This is a genomic window from Marinomonas vaga, from assembly GCF_055388305.1.
The window spans coordinates 1,387,423-1,402,220 of the sequence record NZ_AP043903.1; the positions used below are offsets into that span (position 1 = coordinate 1,387,423).

At 46.3% G+C, this 14,798-nt stretch carries 28 protein-coding genes; all 28 read left to right on the forward strand.

The genetic code is table 11. The features are described 5' to 3' along the window. Positions 1-21: 21 nt before the first annotated feature. Positions 22-1,245 carry an elongation factor Tu gene (gene tuf, locus ACZ5DR_RS06415; protein ID WP_377365811.1) on the forward strand — a complete coding sequence of 408 codons (1,224 nt, stop codon included), beginning with the start codon at positions 22-24 and terminating at the stop codon, positions 1,243-1,245. 196 nt (positions 1,246-1,441) lie between these two features. Further along, complete coding sequence (rpsJ, locus tag ACZ5DR_RS06420; protein WP_012071937.1) at positions 1,442-1,753, forward strand: 30S ribosomal protein S10; 312 nt, start codon at positions 1,442-1,444, stop codon at positions 1,751-1,753. A 127-nt stretch (positions 1,754-1,880) separates the two neighbouring features. Continuing rightward, positions 1,881-2,519 (forward strand): 50S ribosomal protein L3, encoded by a 639-nt coding sequence (gene rplC, locus ACZ5DR_RS06425; protein WP_377365807.1) that lies wholly within the window; start codon positions 1,881-1,883, stop codon positions 2,517-2,519. Positions 2,520-2,531: 12 nt separating this feature from the next. Next, on the forward strand, positions 2,532-3,137 hold the full coding sequence (rplD, locus tag ACZ5DR_RS06430; RefSeq protein WP_377365805.1) for a 50S ribosomal protein L4: 606 nt from the start codon (positions 2,532-2,534) through the stop codon (positions 3,135-3,137). Then, positions 3,134-3,430: a 50S ribosomal protein L23 gene (gene rplW, locus ACZ5DR_RS06435; protein WP_377365803.1), complete on the forward strand. Its 297-nt coding sequence runs from the start codon at positions 3,134-3,136 to the stop codon at positions 3,428-3,430. Before rplD ends, rplW begins: the two co-directional genes overlap by 4 nt. A gap of 14 nt (positions 3,431-3,444) precedes the next feature. After that, positions 3,445-4,269, forward strand: a complete 825-nt coding sequence (rplB, locus tag ACZ5DR_RS06440) for a 50S ribosomal protein L2 (protein WP_377365801.1) — start codon at positions 3,445-3,447, stop codon at positions 4,267-4,269. A 15-nt stretch (positions 4,270-4,284) separates the two neighbouring features. Then, a complete protein-coding gene (gene rpsS, locus ACZ5DR_RS06445) occupies positions 4,285-4,560 on the forward strand; it encodes a 30S ribosomal protein S19 (protein WP_055462806.1) in 276 nt (91 codons plus the stop codon). A gap of 16 nt (positions 4,561-4,576) precedes the next feature. After that, positions 4,577-4,909 carry a 50S ribosomal protein L22 gene (gene rplV / locus ACZ5DR_RS06450; RefSeq protein ID WP_055462807.1) on the forward strand — a complete coding sequence of 111 codons (333 nt, stop codon included), beginning with the start codon at positions 4,577-4,579 and terminating at the stop codon, positions 4,907-4,909. A gap of 14 nt (positions 4,910-4,923) precedes the next feature. After that, entirely contained in the window at positions 4,924-5,604 is a 681-nt protein-coding gene (rpsC, locus tag ACZ5DR_RS06455; RefSeq protein ID WP_377365798.1) for a 30S ribosomal protein S3, read from the forward strand. Between the two features lie 10 nt (positions 5,605-5,614). Beyond that, positions 5,615-6,028: a 50S ribosomal protein L16 gene (gene rplP, locus ACZ5DR_RS06460; protein WP_013797835.1), complete on the forward strand. Its 414-nt coding sequence runs from the start codon at positions 5,615-5,617 to the stop codon at positions 6,026-6,028. Next, complete coding sequence (gene rpmC / locus ACZ5DR_RS06465; RefSeq protein ID WP_055462810.1) at positions 6,029-6,220, forward strand: 50S ribosomal protein L29; 192 nt, start codon at positions 6,029-6,031, stop codon at positions 6,218-6,220. Position 6,221: 1 nt separating this feature from the next. After that, positions 6,222-6,488, forward strand: coding sequence for a 30S ribosomal protein S17 (gene rpsQ, locus ACZ5DR_RS06470; RefSeq protein ID WP_377365794.1), 267 nt, complete (start codon positions 6,222-6,224; stop codon positions 6,486-6,488). A gap of 51 nt (positions 6,489-6,539) precedes the next feature. After that, complete coding sequence (gene rplN, locus ACZ5DR_RS06475) at positions 6,540-6,908, forward strand: 50S ribosomal protein L14 (protein ID WP_377365792.1); 369 nt, start codon at positions 6,540-6,542, stop codon at positions 6,906-6,908. Between the two features lie 17 nt (positions 6,909-6,925). Next, positions 6,926-7,243: a 50S ribosomal protein L24 gene (gene rplX, locus ACZ5DR_RS06480; protein WP_377365790.1), complete on the forward strand. Its 318-nt coding sequence runs from the start codon at positions 6,926-6,928 to the stop codon at positions 7,241-7,243. A 17-nt stretch (positions 7,244-7,260) separates the two neighbouring features. Next, positions 7,261-7,800: a 50S ribosomal protein L5 gene (gene rplE, locus ACZ5DR_RS06485; protein WP_055462814.1), complete on the forward strand. Its 540-nt coding sequence runs from the start codon at positions 7,261-7,263 to the stop codon at positions 7,798-7,800. A gap of 12 nt (positions 7,801-7,812) precedes the next feature. Continuing rightward, entirely contained in the window at positions 7,813-8,118 is a 306-nt protein-coding gene (rpsN, locus tag ACZ5DR_RS06490; RefSeq protein ID WP_377365787.1) for a 30S ribosomal protein S14, read from the forward strand. A gap of 129 nt (positions 8,119-8,247) precedes the next feature. Further along, on the forward strand, positions 8,248-8,640 hold the full coding sequence (gene rpsH, locus ACZ5DR_RS06495; protein ID WP_377365785.1) for a 30S ribosomal protein S8: 393 nt from the start codon (positions 8,248-8,250) through the stop codon (positions 8,638-8,640). A gap of 8 nt (positions 8,641-8,648) precedes the next feature. After that, entirely contained in the window at positions 8,649-9,182 is a 534-nt protein-coding gene (gene rplF, locus ACZ5DR_RS06500) for a 50S ribosomal protein L6 (protein WP_377365783.1), read from the forward strand. Positions 9,183-9,195: 13 nt separating this feature from the next. Continuing rightward, positions 9,196-9,546, forward strand: a complete 351-nt coding sequence (gene rplR, locus ACZ5DR_RS06505) for a 50S ribosomal protein L18 (protein ID WP_377365781.1) — start codon at positions 9,196-9,198, stop codon at positions 9,544-9,546. A 10-nt stretch (positions 9,547-9,556) separates the two neighbouring features. Next, positions 9,557-10,057 carry a 30S ribosomal protein S5 gene (rpsE, locus tag ACZ5DR_RS06510; protein WP_377365779.1) on the forward strand — a complete coding sequence of 167 codons (501 nt, stop codon included), beginning with the start codon at positions 9,557-9,559 and terminating at the stop codon, positions 10,055-10,057. A 6-nt stretch (positions 10,058-10,063) separates the two neighbouring features. Then, the gene (gene rpmD / locus ACZ5DR_RS06515) at positions 10,064-10,249 is read left to right on the forward strand and encodes a 50S ribosomal protein L30 (protein WP_377365777.1); all 186 of its coding nucleotides are present in this window, start codon (positions 10,064-10,066) and stop codon (positions 10,247-10,249) included. 1 nt (position 10,250) lies between these two features. After that, positions 10,251-10,685 carry a 50S ribosomal protein L15 gene (gene rplO, locus ACZ5DR_RS06520; protein WP_377365775.1) on the forward strand — a complete coding sequence of 145 codons (435 nt, stop codon included), beginning with the start codon at positions 10,251-10,253 and terminating at the stop codon, positions 10,683-10,685. Next, complete coding sequence (gene secY, locus ACZ5DR_RS06525; protein ID WP_377365773.1) at positions 10,686-12,017, forward strand: preprotein translocase subunit SecY; 1,332 nt, start codon at positions 10,686-10,688, stop codon at positions 12,015-12,017. A gap of 19 nt (positions 12,018-12,036) precedes the next feature. Further along, positions 12,037-12,150 carry a 50S ribosomal protein L36 gene (rpmJ, locus tag ACZ5DR_RS06530; protein WP_082861045.1) on the forward strand — a complete coding sequence of 38 codons (114 nt, stop codon included), beginning with the start codon at positions 12,037-12,039 and terminating at the stop codon, positions 12,148-12,150. A 119-nt stretch (positions 12,151-12,269) separates the two neighbouring features. Then, entirely contained in the window at positions 12,270-12,626 is a 357-nt protein-coding gene (gene rpsM, locus ACZ5DR_RS06535) for a 30S ribosomal protein S13 (RefSeq protein WP_377365770.1), read from the forward strand. Between the two features lie 68 nt (positions 12,627-12,694). Further along, complete coding sequence (gene rpsK, locus ACZ5DR_RS06540; protein ID WP_377365768.1) at positions 12,695-13,087, forward strand: 30S ribosomal protein S11; 393 nt, start codon at positions 12,695-12,697, stop codon at positions 13,085-13,087. Between the two features lie 14 nt (positions 13,088-13,101). Then, positions 13,102-13,722, forward strand: coding sequence for a 30S ribosomal protein S4 (gene rpsD / locus ACZ5DR_RS06545; protein ID WP_377365766.1), 621 nt, complete (start codon positions 13,102-13,104; stop codon positions 13,720-13,722). A 36-nt stretch (positions 13,723-13,758) separates the two neighbouring features. Then, complete coding sequence (locus ACZ5DR_RS06550) at positions 13,759-14,763, forward strand: DNA-directed RNA polymerase subunit alpha (RefSeq protein WP_377365764.1); 1,005 nt, start codon at positions 13,759-13,761, stop codon at positions 14,761-14,763. The last annotated feature ends 35 nt before the right edge of the window (positions 14,764-14,798 follow it).

Sequence of the window (14,798 nt, forward strand, 5' to 3'; positions counted from 1 at the left end):
TAATCATAAGGTGTATGTATCATGGCAAAAGCAAAGTTCGAACGTAGTAAACCACACGTTAACGTTGGTACAATCGGTCACGTTGACCACGGTAAAACTACCCTAACAGCAGCACTTACTCGTGTATGTGCAGAAGTATTTGGCGGTGAAGCTGTAGCATTTGACGGTATCGATAATGCTCCAGAAGAGCGTGAGCGTGGTATCACAATCGCGACTTCTCACGTTGAGTACGATTCTCCTACTCGTCACTACGCACACGTAGACTGTCCTGGACACGCCGATTATGTTAAAAACATGATCACTGGTGCGGCTCAAATGGACGGCGCTATCCTAGTATGTGGTGCAACTGACGGCCCAATGCCTCAGACTCGTGAGCACATCCTTCTTTCTCGTCAGGTAGGTGTACCTTACATCGTAGTATTCCTAAACAAAGCAGACCTTCTTGCTGAAGACTGTGGCGGTGCAGACTCTGAAGAATACGCAGAGATGCTAGAGCTAGTTGAAATGGAACTACGTGACCTTCTTTCTGAATACGACTTCCCAGGCGATGACACTCCAATCATCCCAGGTTCTGCTCTTATGGCATTGAACGGTGAAGACGGTAACGAAATGGGTACTACAGCTGTTAAGAAGCTTGTAGAAACTCTAGACGAGTACATTCCTGAGCCAGAGCGTGCGATCGACGGTGCATTCATCATGCCTATCGAGGACGTATTCTCTATCCAAGGTCGTGGTACTGTAGTAACTGGTCGTGTTGAGCGCGGCATCATCAAGGTTGGTGAAGAAGTTGAGATCGTTGGTATCAAAGATACTACTAAAACAACTTGTACTGGCGTTGAGATGTTCCGTAAGCTTCTAGACGAAGGTCGTGCAGGCGAGAACTGTGGTGTACTACTTCGTGGTACTAAGCGTGATGACGTTCAGCGTGGTCAAGTATTGGCTAAGCCAGGTTCTATCACTCCTCACACTGAGTTTGAAGCAGAAGTATACGTTCTGTCTAAAGATGAAGGTGGTCGTCACACTCCATTCTTCAAAGGCTACCGTCCACAGTTCTACTTCCGTACAACTGACGTAACTGGTGCTTGTGAGCTTCCAGAAGGCGTAGAAATGGTTATGCCAGGTGACAACATCCAAATGTCTGTAACTCTAATTCACCCAATCGCGATGGACGAAGGTCTACGTTTCGCGATCCGTGAAGGTGGTCGTACAGTAGGTGCTGGTGTTGTAGCTAAAGTTCTTAAATAATTTTTGCTTTAAGCATTAATTAATTTAGCTTTACGAAAAAGGTCGCTCTTTGGGCGGCCTTTTTTTGTATTGGGCGTTTTTTAATTGGTTACTTGACAACCAATTTCTAAGCGGCTAACATTCGCCGTCCTTAAATAAGGATGGTAGGTTAATTATTGTTCAATCAGCCTATCGAACATAGTATTTGGAGTTGGAAATGCAAAGCCAAAAAATCCGTATTCGCTTGAAAGCTTTCGATCACCGTTTGATCGATGCTTCAACGCAAGAGATTGTGGACACTGCTAAGCGCACTGGTGCACAAGTACGTGGTCCAATTCCACTTCCTACTCGCAAAGAGCGTTACACAGTACTGATTTCTCCTCACGTAAACAAAGATGCGCGTGATCAATACGAAATCCGTACTCACAAACGTGTTCTAGACATCGTTGAGCCAACAGAAAAAACAGTTGATGCTCTAATGAAGCTAGATCTTGCGGCAGGCGTGGAAGTACAAATTTCTTTGGGTTAATCCCCAAAGTTTTAGGGGTGCGATAACCAGCAGGAATCTGTTGGCCTAAGCACATTAGTGGAATGATCTGGAATGATCAGCCGTAGCGGGTGATAGCCCCGTACACAACTGGCAATTGAGGTATAAAATGGCTATTCAATTAGTCGGACGTAAAGCCGGAATGACACGTATCTTCAACGAAGATGGTGTATCCGTGCCAGTAACCGTCATCGAGGTTGAACCGAACCGTGTAACACAGGTGAAAACTGCAGATACTGATGGCTACTCAGCTGTTCAAGTAACTGTTGGTACTCGCCGTGCTAACCGTGTAACAAAAGCTGCTGCAGGTCACTTTGCAAAAGCTAGCGTAGAAGCGGGTCGTGGTTTGTGGGAGTTCCGCCTTTCTGGTGACGAAAAAGAAATCAATGTTGGCGACGAGCTAACAGTTGCGGATTTTGAGTCTATTTCTAAAGTTGACGTTGTTGGTCAATCTAAAGGTAAAGGCTTCCAAGGTGGCGTTAAGCGTCATAACTTCCGTACGCAAGACGCTACACACGGTAACTCATTGTCTCACCGTGCTCCTGGTTCCATCGGTCAATGTCAAACACCTGGTCGTGTTTGGAAAGGCAAAAAGATGGCTGGTCACATGGGCGCAGCTCAAGTAACAACTCAGTCTCTAGAAGTTGTTCGCGTTGATGCTGAGCGTAACCTTATCCTTGTAAAAGGTGCGGTTCCTGGCGCTGTTAATGGTGACGTAATCGTTCAACCAGCAGTTAAAGCTCGCTAAGAGGGGTAGACAATGAACTTGAATCTTACAGGTGCTGAAGGAACTGTAGAAGTTTCTGATGTAGCCTTCGCGCGTGAATACAACGAAGCGCTAGTTCACCAGGTTGTTACAGCTTACCTGGCTGGTGCTCGTCAAGGTACTCGTGCTCAGAAAACTCGCTCTGAAGTGGCTGGTGGTGGCCGTAAACCTTGGAAACAAAAAGGTTCTGGTCGCGCACGTGCTGGTACGATCCGTAGTCCTCTATGGCGTTCTGGTGGTGTGACTTTCGCTGCGAAAACACAAGATCACTCTCAGAAAGTAAACAAGAAGATGTACCGTGCAGCGATGCGCACCATCTGGTCTGAGCTTGCTCGTCAAGACCGTCTTGTTGTAGTTGAAGAGCTTTCAATCGAAGCTCCAAAAACTAAGCTTTTCAAAGCTAAAATGGCTGAATTGAATGTTGAAAACGCGCTTGTTGTTGCGCACGAGCTGAACGATAACTTGTTCCTAGCTGCGCGTAACATTCCAAACGTTGATGTTCTTGATGCAGCGTCTGTTGACCCTGTTAGCCTGATTGCTTACGACAAAGTGTTGGTGACAGTTGGTGCTCTGAAACAAGTTGAGGAGGCACTAGCATGATCGGCGAACGCATTTATAAAGTGTTGTTAGGTCCACACATCTCTGAGAAAGCAACGATCGTAGCTGAAGGCAACGGTCAGTACGTTTTCCGCGTAACTAAAGACGCGACTAAACCAGAGATTAAACAAGCAATCGAAGCGTTGTTTGAAGTCAAAGTTGAGTCTGTTCGTACGTTGAACCACAAAGGTAAAACAAAGCGTACAGTTCGTGGCCTGGGCAAGCGTAGTGACGTTAAAAAAGCGTACGTACGTTTGGCAGAAGGCCAAGAAATTGATTTCTTGGGCGCTGAATAAGGGGAGATAGGTCAATGGCTGTTGTAAAAAGTAAGCCAACGTCTGCAGGCCGTCGTCACGTTGTTAAAGTTGTTAACAATGATTTGCATAAAGGTGCGCCATACGCTCCTTTGCTTGACAAAAAAAGCAAATCAGGTGGTCGTAACAACAACGGACGCATCACTACGCGTCACGTAGGTGGTGGTCATAAGCAGCATTACCGTATCGTAGATTTCCGTCGTAACAAAGACGGTATCCCAGCGGTAGTTGAGCGTTTGGAATATGATCCAAACCGTTCTGCAAACATTGCGTTAGTAAAATACGCTGATGGTGAACGTCGTTACATTATCGCTTCCAAAGGTATGGAAGCTGGTTCTGTTGTTTCCAACGGTGCGAACTCTCCTATCAAAGCAGGTAATACTTTGCCTTTGCAAAATATCCCTGTAGGTAGTGTGGTTCACTGTATCGAGCTTAAGCCTGGCAAAGGTGCGCAAATCGCACGTTCTGCAGGTGCTTCTGCTCAGCTTGTCGCTCGTGAAGGTCGTTACGTAACTCTTCGCCTACGTTCTGGTGAAATGCGTAAAGTTCTAACCGAGTGTCGTGCAACTTTAGGTGAAGTATCTAACTCTGAGCACACTCTACGTGTTCTAGGTAAAGCTGGTGCTAAGCGCTGGCGCGGTGTTCGTCCTACAGTTCGCGGTGCGGCAATGAACCCGGTTGACCACCCACACGGTGGTGGTGAAGGTCGTAGCTCAGGTGGTCGCCACCCAGTTACTCCTTGGGGTGTTCCTACGAAAGGTTACAAAACTCGTAAGAACAAACGTACTGATAAACTTATTGTACGTCGTCGTACTAAGTAATAAGAGGAAACGACTGTGCCACGTTCACTAAAAAAAGGTCCTTTTATCGACCTTCATTTGTTGAAAAAGGTAGAGGCTGCGGTAGAAAAGAATGACCGTCGTCCAATTAAAACTTGGTCGCGCCGTTCTACTATCTTCCCTGAGTTTGTAGGGTTGACTATCGCTGTCCATAATGGTCGCCAACACGTCCCAGTTCTAGTATCTGAGGATATGGTCGGTCATAAATTGGGTGAGTTCGCTCCGACCCGTACCTACAAGGGTCATGCTGCGGACAAGAAAGCCAAACGGTAATTAAGGGGTATTAATCATGAGTGAAGTAAGCGCTTCATTGAAGGGTGCTCGCCTCTCAGCGCAGAAGGCCCGTTTGGTAGCAGATCAAATCCGCGGCAAATCTGTAAGCGAAGCACTGAACATTTTGGCGTTCAGTCCTAAAAAGGCGGCAGCAATTGTCAAGAAAGTACTAGAGTCTGCTGTAGCTAACGCTGAGCATAACGAAGGTGCTGATATCGATGACTTGCGTGTTTCTACGATCTACGTTGATGAGGCTATGACTCTAAAACGTATCAAAGCTCGTGCTAAAGGCCGTGCTGATCGTATTCTAAAACGCGGTTGCCATATTACAGTTAAAGTCGCTGACTAATTAGGAGATACCCAATGGGTCAGAAGGTTCATCCAACTGGAATTCGCCTAGGGATAGTTAAAGACCATACTTCTACTTGGTATGCGAACAACCAAAACTACTCTAAGCAACTTTTAAACGATCTTCAGGTTCGTAAGTACCTTGAAGAAAAATTAGTACAGGCTTCTGTTTCTCGCATCGAGATCCAGCGTCCTGCACAAACTGCTCGTATTACCATTCACACTGCTCGTCCGGGCATCGTGATTGGTAAGAAAGGCGAAGACGTTGAGAAACTACGTAACGCTGTATCAGAAATGATGGGTGTTCCAGTTCACATCAACATCGAAGAAATTCGTAAGCCTGAACTTGATGCTAAATTGGTTGCGCAAAACATTGCTGGCCAACTTGAGCGCCGTGTAATGTTCCGTCGCGCTATGCGTCGTGCTACACAAAACGCTATGCGTGCTGGTGCGAAGGGTATCAAGGTTATGGTAAGTGGTCGTCTAGGTGGTGCTGAGATTGCACGCCCAGAATGGTACCGCGAAGGTCGTGTGCCTCTACACACTCTACGCGCTGACATTGACTACGCTACTTATGAAGCTCACACAACTTACGGCATTATTGGCGTTAAGACGTGGATCTTCAAAGGCGAAATCTTGGGCGGTATTGAACAAGTGCGTGCTGAAAAAGGCGCACAAAAGAAGAAGTCTAAGTAGGGGGTAAGTCATGTTACAGCCGAAACGTACTAAGTTCCGTAAGATGCAGAAAGGCCGTAACCGCGGTCTAGCACTTCGCGGTAACCAAGTTAGCTTTGGTGAATTCGGATTGAAGTCCACTGAACGTGGTCGTATTACTGCTCGTCAAATTGAAGCGGCGCGTCGTGCAATGACTCGTCACATCAAGCGTGGTGGTAAAATCTGGATTCGTGTATTCCCTGATAAGCCGATTACTCAGAAGCCTCTAGAGGTTCGTCAGGGTAAAGGTAAGGGTAGCGTAGAATACTGGGTTGCACAGATTCAACCTGGCAAGATGCTTTATGAAGTTGAGGGCGTTTCTGAGCAGCTAGCTCGCGAAGCATTCGCGTTAGCAGCCGCTAAGCTTCCTCTATCCACAACTTTCGTAACGCGTACGGTGATGTAGATGAAAGCAAAAGAATTGCAAGAAAAGTCTGTAGCTGAGCTACAGCAGACCTTGATCGAACTGCTACGTGAGCAATTTACTCTGCGCATGCAGAAGGCCACTGGTCAGTTGGCTCAAACTCATTTGCTCTCGCAAGTTCGCCGCAATATCGCACGTGTTAAAACCGTGCTAAATGATAAGGCAGGTAACTAAGATGGCAAGTGTTGAAACTCAAGCTCGTACAGCTACTGGTAAAGTAGTAAGCGATAAGATGGATAAGTCCATCGTAGTACTAGTTGAGCGTACTGAACGTCACCCGTTATACGGTAAGTTCGTTCGTCGTTCATCTAAAGTGCACGCTCATGATGAAAACAACGAGTGCCAAGTAGGCGATACAGTTAAGGTTGTGGAAACACGTCCTTATTCCAAGACTAAAACTTGGAAGCTGGTTCAGGTTGTTGAGAAAGCAGCTGCTGTATAAGCAGCTCCTTCCTTCATGAGACTTGTTATCTAATTTGATTGGAGAGCAGAAATGATTCAAACAGAATCGATGCTTGATGTAGCAGATAACAGCGGCGCGAAGCGCGTTCAGTGTATTAAAGTACTGGGTGGCTCTCATCGTCGTTACGCTGCTATTGGTGACGTAATTAAAGTCACAGTTAAAGAAGCGATCCCACGTGGTCGTGTTAAGAAAGGCCAAGTTATGAACGCAGTTGTCGTTCGAACTAAGAAAGGTGTGCGTCGTCCAGATGGTTCTGTAATCCGCTTTGATGTAAACTCTGCGGTTCTACTTAACGCTTCAGGGCAACCAATCGGTACTCGTATCTTTGGCCCTGTGACACGTGAGTTGCGTACTGAGCAATTCATGAAAATTGTTTCTCTTGCACCAGAAGTGCTGTAAGAGGGAGGGGACCAAAAATGCGCAAGATTAAACGTGACGATGAAGTCGTTGTAATTGCTGGTAAAGATAAAGGCAAGCGCGGCAAAGTTGTTAAAGTAGTAGACGAGAACCGTATTCTTGTTTCTGGTATCAACATGATCAAGAAACACGAAAAGCCAAACCCTATGAAGGGTACGACTGGCGGTATCGTTGAAAAAGAAGCACCTATTCAGGTTTCTAACGTAGCCATTTTTAACAATGCTACAGGTAAAGCGGATCGCGTCGGCTTTAAAGTGAACGAAGACGGCACTAAAGTGCGTGTTTTCAAATCTAACAGCGAAGCGATTGACGCCTAAGAGCGAGAATTATAGCCATGGCGAGACTTAAGCAAGTTTATAAAGATCAAGTAGTTGCAAAACTGACTGAACAGTTTGACTACAAAAACGTGATGGAAGTGCCTAAAATCACTAAAATTACGTTGAACATGGGTGTTGGTGAAGCTATCGCAGACAAGAAACTTCTTGAAAATGCGGTAAATGATCTTACAGCACTTAGCGGCCAAAAAGTGGTAGTAACTAAAGCACGCAAATCTGTTGCGGGCTTCAAAATCCGTGACGGTTACCCGATCGGTTGTAAAGTTACTCTACGTGGCGACCGTATGTGGGACTTCTTCGACCGTTTGGTTGACGTTGCTATTCCACGTATCCGTGACTTCCGTGGTTTGAACCCGAAGTCATTTGACGGACGCGGTAACTACAGCATGGGTGTTAAAGAGCAGATCATCTTCCCAGAGATCGATTACGATAAAGTAGACCGTGTACGCGGTATGGATATTACCATTACTACTACTGCTCGTACCGACGAAGAAGGTCGTGCTTTGCTAGCCGCCTTTAGTTTCCCTTTCAAGAAATAAGAGGTAGGAATCATGGCTAAAGTATCAATGATTCAACGCGAAGCTAAGCGCACTAAATTAGTAGCTAAGTACGCTGAAAAGCGTGCTGCTCTAAAAGCGATCATTAACGACGTTAATGCATCGGACGATGAAAAGTGGGAAGCAACGCTTAAATTGCAAGCGCTTCCACGCGATTCATCTTCTTCACGCCAGCGTAACCGTTGTCAGGTTACTGGTCGTCCACACGGCGTATACCGTCGCTTCGGCTTGTCTCGTATCAAGCTACGTGAAGCAGCGATGCGTGGTGACGTACCAGGCTTGAAGAAAGCTAGTTGGTAAGCAAGTAGAGCACGATCATAATACATCGCAGTGGGGGGGTGTCCAAATACTGGACATTCCGCTCGCTGCTGTGTACTATGCGCGAGCTCTATTTGCTGCACAATGGTTTTTTCTATTAGGAGCTCTTAAATGAGTATGCAAGATACAATTGCGGATATGATCACTCGCATCCGTAACGGACAGATGGCTGCAAAAACATCTGTCACTATGCCTTCATCAAAAATGAAGGTATCTGTTGCTAACGTTCTTTGCGAAGAAGGTTATGTAACTGGCGTTTCTGTTCAAGAAGGTGTTAAGCCGACTCTTACTATCGAACTTAAATACTTCGACGGTAAGCCAGTTATTGAAGAAATTAAACGCGCTTCACGTCCAAGTCTACGTCAGTACAAAGCGACTGCCGAACTACCTAAAGTAGAAGCTGGCCTAGGTGTGGCTATCATCTCTACTTCTAAAGGTGTTATGACTGACCGCGCTGCTCGCGCTGCTGGTATCGGCGGCGAAGTAATCTGCACAGTATTCTAGGAGTTAGTATGTCTCGAGTTGCTAAAAGTCCCGTGACGCTTCCTAGTGGTGTAGAAGTTACTCTTAACGGCCAAGCTGTTGCTATCAAAGGTGGCAAAGGCACGTTAGAGCTTAACGTACACGCAAGCGTTGAAGTTAAGAAAGAAGACAACGTTCTAACTTTTGCTCCACGTGATGGTGCAAAACAAACCAATGCACTAGCTGGTACTACTCGTGCCCTAGTGAACAACATGGTTGTTGGCGTAAGCCAAGGTTTTGAAAAGCGTCTGCTACTACAAGGTGTTGGTTACCGTGCTGCAGTAAAAGGTAACGTGTTGAACCTATCTCTAGGTTTCTCTCACCCTGTAGATTACGAGTTGCCAGCCGGCATCACTGCTGAATGTGCTTCTCAAACAGAAATCGTTCTTCGCGGTATCGACAAACAAGCAGTAGGCCAAGCGGCTGCTGAAGTTCGTGGCTTCCGTCCACCAGAGCCATACAAAGGCAAAGGTGTTCGTTATGCTGACGAAACTGTTCGTCGTAAAGAAGCTAAGAAAAAGTAGTAGGTAAGCATTCATGAACACTAAGAAACAATCTCGAATTCGTCGTGCGCGCCGCGCGCGTTTGCATATTCGTGACCTAGGTGCGAATCGCCTTACTGTAAATCGCACACCTCGTCACATGTATGCACAAGTTATTTCGCCATGTGGTAGCAAAGTGCTAGCTAGCGCTTCTACTCTAGATGCGAGCCTACGTGCAACTGCAACTGGTAACAAAGATGCAGCAGCAAAAGTAGGTGCTCTTATTGCTGAGCGTGCAAAAGCAGCTGGCGTAAGCGCTGTAGCATTTGACCGTTCTGGCTTCAAATACCACGGTCGCGTTCAGGCGCTTGCTGATGCAGCGCGTGAAGCTGGTCTAGAGTTCTAAGGGGTAGCAAATGGCAGTTAACGAACAACAAACTAGTGATCTACAAGAGAAGCTAGTACAAGTAAACCGCGTTGCTAAAGTAGTTAAGGGTGGTCGTATCTTCTCTTTCACTGCTTTGACAGTCGTTGGTGATGGTAACGGTAAAGTAGGCTTCGGTCGTGGTAAAGCACGTGAAGTTCCTCAAGCTATCCAGAAAGCGATGGAACAAGCTCGTCGCAACATGGTAACTGTTGCTCTAGATGGTGACACTCTTCAATACCCTGTTAAAGCAGCGCACGGTGCCTCTAAGGTATACATGCAGCCAGCTTCTCAAGGTACTGGTGTTATCGCTGGTGGTGCAATGCGTGCGGTTCTTGAAATCGCAGGCGTACATAACGTATTAGCTAAATGCTACGGTTCAACTAACCCTGTAAACGTTGTTCGCGCAACGATCAAAGGTTTGGCTGACATGCGTGCACCTGAGCAAATCGCTGCAAAACGCGGTAAGTCTGTCGATCAAATTTTGGGGTAATGTGTAATGGCTAACAAAACCATCACAGTTCAATTGACTCGTAGCCCAATCGGTCGTCTTCCAAAGCACCGTGAAACAGTTAAAGGCTTGGGTCTTAAAAAGATCGGTCAAGTTCGTGAACTAGAAGATACTCCTTCTGTTCGTGGCATGATCAATAAAGTTTATTACATGGTTAAAGTGGTAGGAGAGTAACATGTTCCTAAATACTATTCGCCCTGGCGAAGGTAGCAAGCATGCTCCTAAACGTGTAGGCCGCGGTATTGGTAGCGGTTTGGGCAAAACAGGCGGACGTGGTCATAAAGGTCTTAAGTCTCGTTCTGGTGGCTCTGTTAAACCAGGTTTTGAAGGCGGTCAAATGCCGTTGCAGCGTCGTCTGCCAAAATTCGGTTTTACTTCACGTCAGGCTCAGTATGTAGCTGAAGTTCGTCTTAACGAACTAGCCGCAGTAAATGCAGAAGTTGTAGATTTGGCTGCTCTTAAAGGCGCCGACATCCTAGGTGACAAAATTAAGTCAGCACGCGTTATCTTGTCTGGTTCTATCGACAAAGCGGTAACAGTTCGTGGTCTTAAAGTTACTAAAGGTGCTCGTGCTGCTATTGAAGCAGCTGGCGGAAAAGTCGAGGAATAGATGACAAAGCGTGGTTCACTACCAGCTGGAATGCAAAGCGGACTTGGCGAGCTTTGGGCTCGCATCCGCTTCGTTTTTATAGCAATTATTGTATATCGAATTGGTGCACACATTCCGGTTCCAGGTATTAATCCTGACCGTTTGTCTGCCTTATTTGACCAGAATGAAGGCACAATCCTGAGTTTATTCAACGTATTCTCGGGTGGGGCATTGGAGCGTATGAGTATTTTTGCTCTGGGTATCCTTCCTTATATTTCTGCCTCGATCATTATGCAGTTGTTGACAGTGGTGAGCCCGCAGCTAGAGCAGCTCAAAAAGGAAGGTGAAGCAGGTCGTCGTAAGATTACGCAATATACGCGTTACGGCACTGTTTTACTTGCTTTGGTTCAGTCCGCTAGTATGGCCGTTGGTCTTGCTAGCCAAGGAATCTCTTTCAGTTCAGGTTTAGAGTTTTACGCCGTTGCGGTTGTAACGCTTGTAGCTGGTACAGTTTTCCTAATGTGGCTGGGTGAACAGGTGACTGAGAAGGGCATTGGTAATGGTATTTCTATCCTTATCTTTGCAGGTATCGTCGCTGGTTTGCCATCTGCTCTAGGTCGTTCATTCGAATCGGCCCGTCAAGGTGATATCAATATCCTTGCTTTGTTGTTGATTGGCATCCTTGCCATTGCGACCATCGCGTTCGTTGTTTTCATCGAACGAGGTCAGCGTCGCATTACGGTCAATTATGCTAAGCGTCAGCAAGGTAAAAAGGTGTTTGCCGCACAAAAGAGCCATTTGCCTCTAAAAGTGAACATGGCGGGTGTTATCCCACCAATCTTCGCTTCTAGTATCCTTCTTTTCCCTGCTTCGATCGGCCAGTGGTTCGGTCAAGGTGAAGGAATGGAATGGTTGCAAAATATCTCTTTAGCTCTAGCTCCTGGGCAACCGCTCTATGTGCTGTTGTTTGCGATAGCAATTGTATTCTTTTGCTTCTTTTATACAGCGCTGGTGTTCAACCCTAAAGATGTGGCAGATAACTTGAAAAAGTCCGGTGCGTTCTTGCCGGGCATTCGTCCAGGCGACCATACAGCCCGATACATTGACGGCGTTATGACTCGTTTGACGCTATTTGGTGCCTTGTATATCACTCTAGTGTCATTGATGCCTCAATTCTTTGTTGTGGCGTGGAACGTTCCTTTCTACTTCGGTGGTACTTCGATGTTAATCGTAGTGGTAGTAGTAATGGACTTCATGTCTCAAGTACAAAGTCACTTAATGAGCCATCAATACGAATCATTAATGAAAAAGTCTAATCTGACTGGTTATGGTCCAAATGGCCTAATGCGTTAAGCATAGGTTGGAGTTGAACATGAAAGTACGTGCATCTGTAAAGAAAATCTGTCGTAACTGTAAAGTCGTTCGTCGTAACGGCTCAGTTCGAGTGATCTGCACTGAGCCTCGACACAAACAGCGTCAAGGCTAATAGCAAGATTATTCGATGATGGGAGGGTGGTTGATTTTTGTCCGCAACGCTGGCATAATCAGCCGCCCTCATGAAAGCAAAGTGATGAATTATTCATCCATAACAACGGAGTAATGTGAATGGCCCGTATAGCCGGTGTCAATATTCCTGACAATAAACATGCGGTCATTTCTCTAACTTACATCTTCGGGATCGGTCGCACTCGCTCTCAAGCTATCTGCGCTTCAGCAGGTATCGAAGAAACCGCTAAAATCGGTTCTTTGAGCGACGAAGTACTCGACCGTCTACGTGGCGAAGTTGCTAAGTTTACTGTAGAAGGTGACCTCCGCCGTGAAGTCAGCATGTCTATCAAGCGTTTGATGGACTTAGGCTGTAACCGTGGCATCCGTCACCGCCGCAGCCTACCAGTTCGTGGTCAGCGTACCAAAACGAACGCTCGTACACGAAAAGGCCCTCGTAAGCCTATTCGTAAGTAATTTAACGCGTTTCGCTCTAGTGCATTAAGTCTGCTAGAGCTGAGCATTAGATATAGGAAAAGTGCAATATGGCTAAGCCAGCAACGCGCAGTACCAAGAAAAAAGTCAAAAAGTCGGTCGTAGACGGTGTAGCTCACGTACACGCGTCTTTCAATAATACGATCGTGACTATCACCGACCGTCAAGGCAATGCATTGTCTTGGGCGACTGCCGGTGGTTCTGGTTTCCGCGGTTCTCGTAAAAGTACACCATTTGCGGCTCAAGTAGCTGCAGAACGTGCCGGAGCTGCTGCTCAAGAGTTCGGCCTAAAGAACGTTGACGTTATGATCAAGGGCCCTGGTCCTGGTCGTGAATCCGCAGTTCGTGCATTGAATGCATTGGGTCTGCGCATCAACAACATCACAGACGTGACGCCAATCCCGCACAACGGTTGCCGTCCGCCTAAGAAACGTCGCGTTTAAGAGGAGACAGACACATGGCTCGTTATTTAGGTCCAACTTGTAAATTGTCTCGTCGTGAAGGCACAGACTTACAACTTAAAAGTGGTTCACGCGCTCTAGAATCAAAATGTAAAGCAGAAACAGTTCCTGGTGTGCACGGTGCACGTCGTGGTCGTCTTTCTGATTACGGTCTACAGCTACGTGAAAAACAAAAAGTTCGCCGTATGTACGGCATTCTTGAAAAACAATTCCGCAACTACTACAAAGACGCTGCTCGTATTAAAGGTGCTACAGGTGAAAACCTTCTGCAACTTTTGGAATCACGTCTAGATAACGTTGTATACCGTGCAGGCTTCGGCTCTACACGTGCGGAAGCTCGTCAACTAGTAGGCCACAAAGCTATTCTAGTTAACGGCGAATCGGTAAACATTGCTTCATTCCAAGTTAAAGCTGGTGATGTAGTGTCTATCCGTGAAAAAGCTAAGAAGCAGTTGCGTGTACAAAACGCACTAGAGCTATCTAAAAATCGTGCGCCGATCCATTGGATCGAAGTTGACTCAACTAAATTAGAAGCAACTTACAAAGCTGCTCCTGAGCGTGCCGATTTATCAGCTGAAATTAATGAGAACCTAATCGTCGAGCTTTACTCTAAGTAATAGCTAGATGGTTAGGATTAAGAAATAGGTGGATCTATGCAGCGTTCAGTGAGCGAATTGTTAACCCCACGCAACATCGAAGTACAAGAATTGGGCAACACCCGCGCCAAAGTAACGCTTCAACCACTAGAACGTGGTTTTGGTCATACTCTGGGTAACGCGCTACGCCGCATTCTTTTGTCTTCTATGCCTGGTTGTGCAATTGTTGAGGTAGAAATCGACGGTGTATTGCATGAGTACAGTGCGATTGAAGGGGTAAAAGAAGACGTTATTGAAATTCTTCTTAACCTAAAAGGAGTTGCGATCGCTCTACACGGGCAAGATGAAGCAACTCTAACACTAAGTAAGAAAGGTCCTGGTGTCGTAACTGCTGGTGATATCCAGTTGGTTGCTGATTCCGAGATCGCCAACCCTGATCACGTGATTTGTCACTTGGATGATACTGCTGAACTTAATATGCAGATCAAAGTGTCTCGTGGTCGTGGTTATGAGCCTGCTGACGCTCGTGTTGCTGGCGACGATGAGACTCGTCCTATTGGTCGCTTGCAGCTGGATGCCTCTTTTAGTCCTGTTCGCCGTGTTGCTTACAGTGTTGAGAATGCTCGTGTAGAGCAACGTACTGACCTAGACAAGCTTGTCATCGACATCGAGTCTAACGGTACTATCGACCCTGAAGAAGCTATCCGTCGTGCTGCGACTATTCTTCAACAACAAATTGCTGTTTTCGTTGCGCTTGAAAGCGAAAGCGAAGCAGTGGTTGAAGAAGAAGAGGATGAGATTGATCCGATTTTGCTACGCCCGGTTGATGATCTTGAGCTAACCGTTCGCAGTGCTAACTGTCTGAAAGCAGAAAACATCTACTACATTGGTGATTTGATTCAGCGTACAGAGGTTGAGCTACTTAAAACGCCTAACCTTGGTAAGAAATCATTAACTGAAATTAAAGATGTTTTAGCACAGCGCGGTTTGTCATTGGGAATGCGTCTGGAAAACTGGCCACCAGCTAGTTTGAAAGATGATAGCAAAGTTCTAGCTCGCTAGATCATTGTTCCCTGACCACCGTAGTTTGGTAAGGA

Excerpts from the sequence above, each read along its gene's own strand:
- tuf (WP_377365811.1), top strand. The coding sequence starts at position 22 with ATGGCAAAAGCAAAGTTCGAACGTAGTAAACCACACGTTAACGTTGGT.
- rpsJ (WP_012071937.1), top strand. The coding sequence starts at position 1,442 with ATGCAAAGCCAAAAAATCCGTATTCGCTTGAAAGCTTTCGATCACCGT.
- rplC (WP_377365807.1), top strand. The coding sequence starts at position 1,881 with ATGGCTATTCAATTAGTCGGACGTAAAGCCGGAATGACACGTATCTTC.
- rplD (WP_377365805.1), top strand. The coding sequence starts at position 2,532 with ATGAACTTGAATCTTACAGGTGCTGAAGGAACTGTAGAAGTTTCTGAT.
- rplW (WP_377365803.1), top strand. The coding sequence starts at position 3,134 with ATGATCGGCGAACGCATTTATAAAGTGTTGTTAGGTCCACACATCTCT.
- rplB (WP_377365801.1), top strand. The coding sequence starts at position 3,445 with ATGGCTGTTGTAAAAAGTAAGCCAACGTCTGCAGGCCGTCGTCACGTT.
- rplV (WP_055462807.1), top strand. The coding sequence starts at position 4,577 with ATGAGTGAAGTAAGCGCTTCATTGAAGGGTGCTCGCCTCTCAGCGCAG.
- rpsC (WP_377365798.1), top strand. The coding sequence starts at position 4,924 with ATGGGTCAGAAGGTTCATCCAACTGGAATTCGCCTAGGGATAGTTAAA.
- rplP (WP_013797835.1), top strand. The coding sequence starts at position 5,615 with ATGTTACAGCCGAAACGTACTAAGTTCCGTAAGATGCAGAAAGGCCGT.
- rpmC (WP_055462810.1), top strand. The coding sequence starts at position 6,029 with ATGAAAGCAAAAGAATTGCAAGAAAAGTCTGTAGCTGAGCTACAGCAG.
- rpsQ (WP_377365794.1), top strand. The coding sequence starts at position 6,222 with ATGGCAAGTGTTGAAACTCAAGCTCGTACAGCTACTGGTAAAGTAGTA.
- rplN (WP_377365792.1), top strand. The coding sequence starts at position 6,540 with ATGATTCAAACAGAATCGATGCTTGATGTAGCAGATAACAGCGGCGCG.
- rplX (WP_377365790.1), top strand. The coding sequence starts at position 6,926 with ATGCGCAAGATTAAACGTGACGATGAAGTCGTTGTAATTGCTGGTAAA.
- rplE (WP_055462814.1), top strand. The coding sequence starts at position 7,261 with ATGGCGAGACTTAAGCAAGTTTATAAAGATCAAGTAGTTGCAAAACTG.
- rpsN (WP_377365787.1), top strand. The coding sequence starts at position 7,813 with ATGGCTAAAGTATCAATGATTCAACGCGAAGCTAAGCGCACTAAATTA.
- rpsH (WP_377365785.1), top strand. The coding sequence starts at position 8,248 with ATGAGTATGCAAGATACAATTGCGGATATGATCACTCGCATCCGTAAC.
- rplF (WP_377365783.1), top strand. The coding sequence starts at position 8,649 with ATGTCTCGAGTTGCTAAAAGTCCCGTGACGCTTCCTAGTGGTGTAGAA.
- rplR (WP_377365781.1), top strand. The coding sequence starts at position 9,196 with ATGAACACTAAGAAACAATCTCGAATTCGTCGTGCGCGCCGCGCGCGT.
- rpsE (WP_377365779.1), top strand. The coding sequence starts at position 9,557 with ATGGCAGTTAACGAACAACAAACTAGTGATCTACAAGAGAAGCTAGTA.
- rpmD (WP_377365777.1), top strand. The coding sequence starts at position 10,064 with ATGGCTAACAAAACCATCACAGTTCAATTGACTCGTAGCCCAATCGGT.
- rplO (WP_377365775.1), top strand. The coding sequence starts at position 10,251 with ATGTTCCTAAATACTATTCGCCCTGGCGAAGGTAGCAAGCATGCTCCT.
- secY (WP_377365773.1), top strand. The coding sequence starts at position 10,686 with ATGACAAAGCGTGGTTCACTACCAGCTGGAATGCAAAGCGGACTTGGC.
- rpmJ (WP_082861045.1), top strand. The coding sequence starts at position 12,037 with ATGAAAGTACGTGCATCTGTAAAGAAAATCTGTCGTAACTGTAAAGTC.
- rpsM (WP_377365770.1), top strand. The coding sequence starts at position 12,270 with ATGGCCCGTATAGCCGGTGTCAATATTCCTGACAATAAACATGCGGTC.
- rpsK (WP_377365768.1), top strand. The coding sequence starts at position 12,695 with ATGGCTAAGCCAGCAACGCGCAGTACCAAGAAAAAAGTCAAAAAGTCG.
- rpsD (WP_377365766.1), top strand. The coding sequence starts at position 13,102 with ATGGCTCGTTATTTAGGTCCAACTTGTAAATTGTCTCGTCGTGAAGGC.
- ACZ5DR_RS06550 (WP_377365764.1), top strand. The coding sequence starts at position 13,759 with ATGCAGCGTTCAGTGAGCGAATTGTTAACCCCACGCAACATCGAAGTA.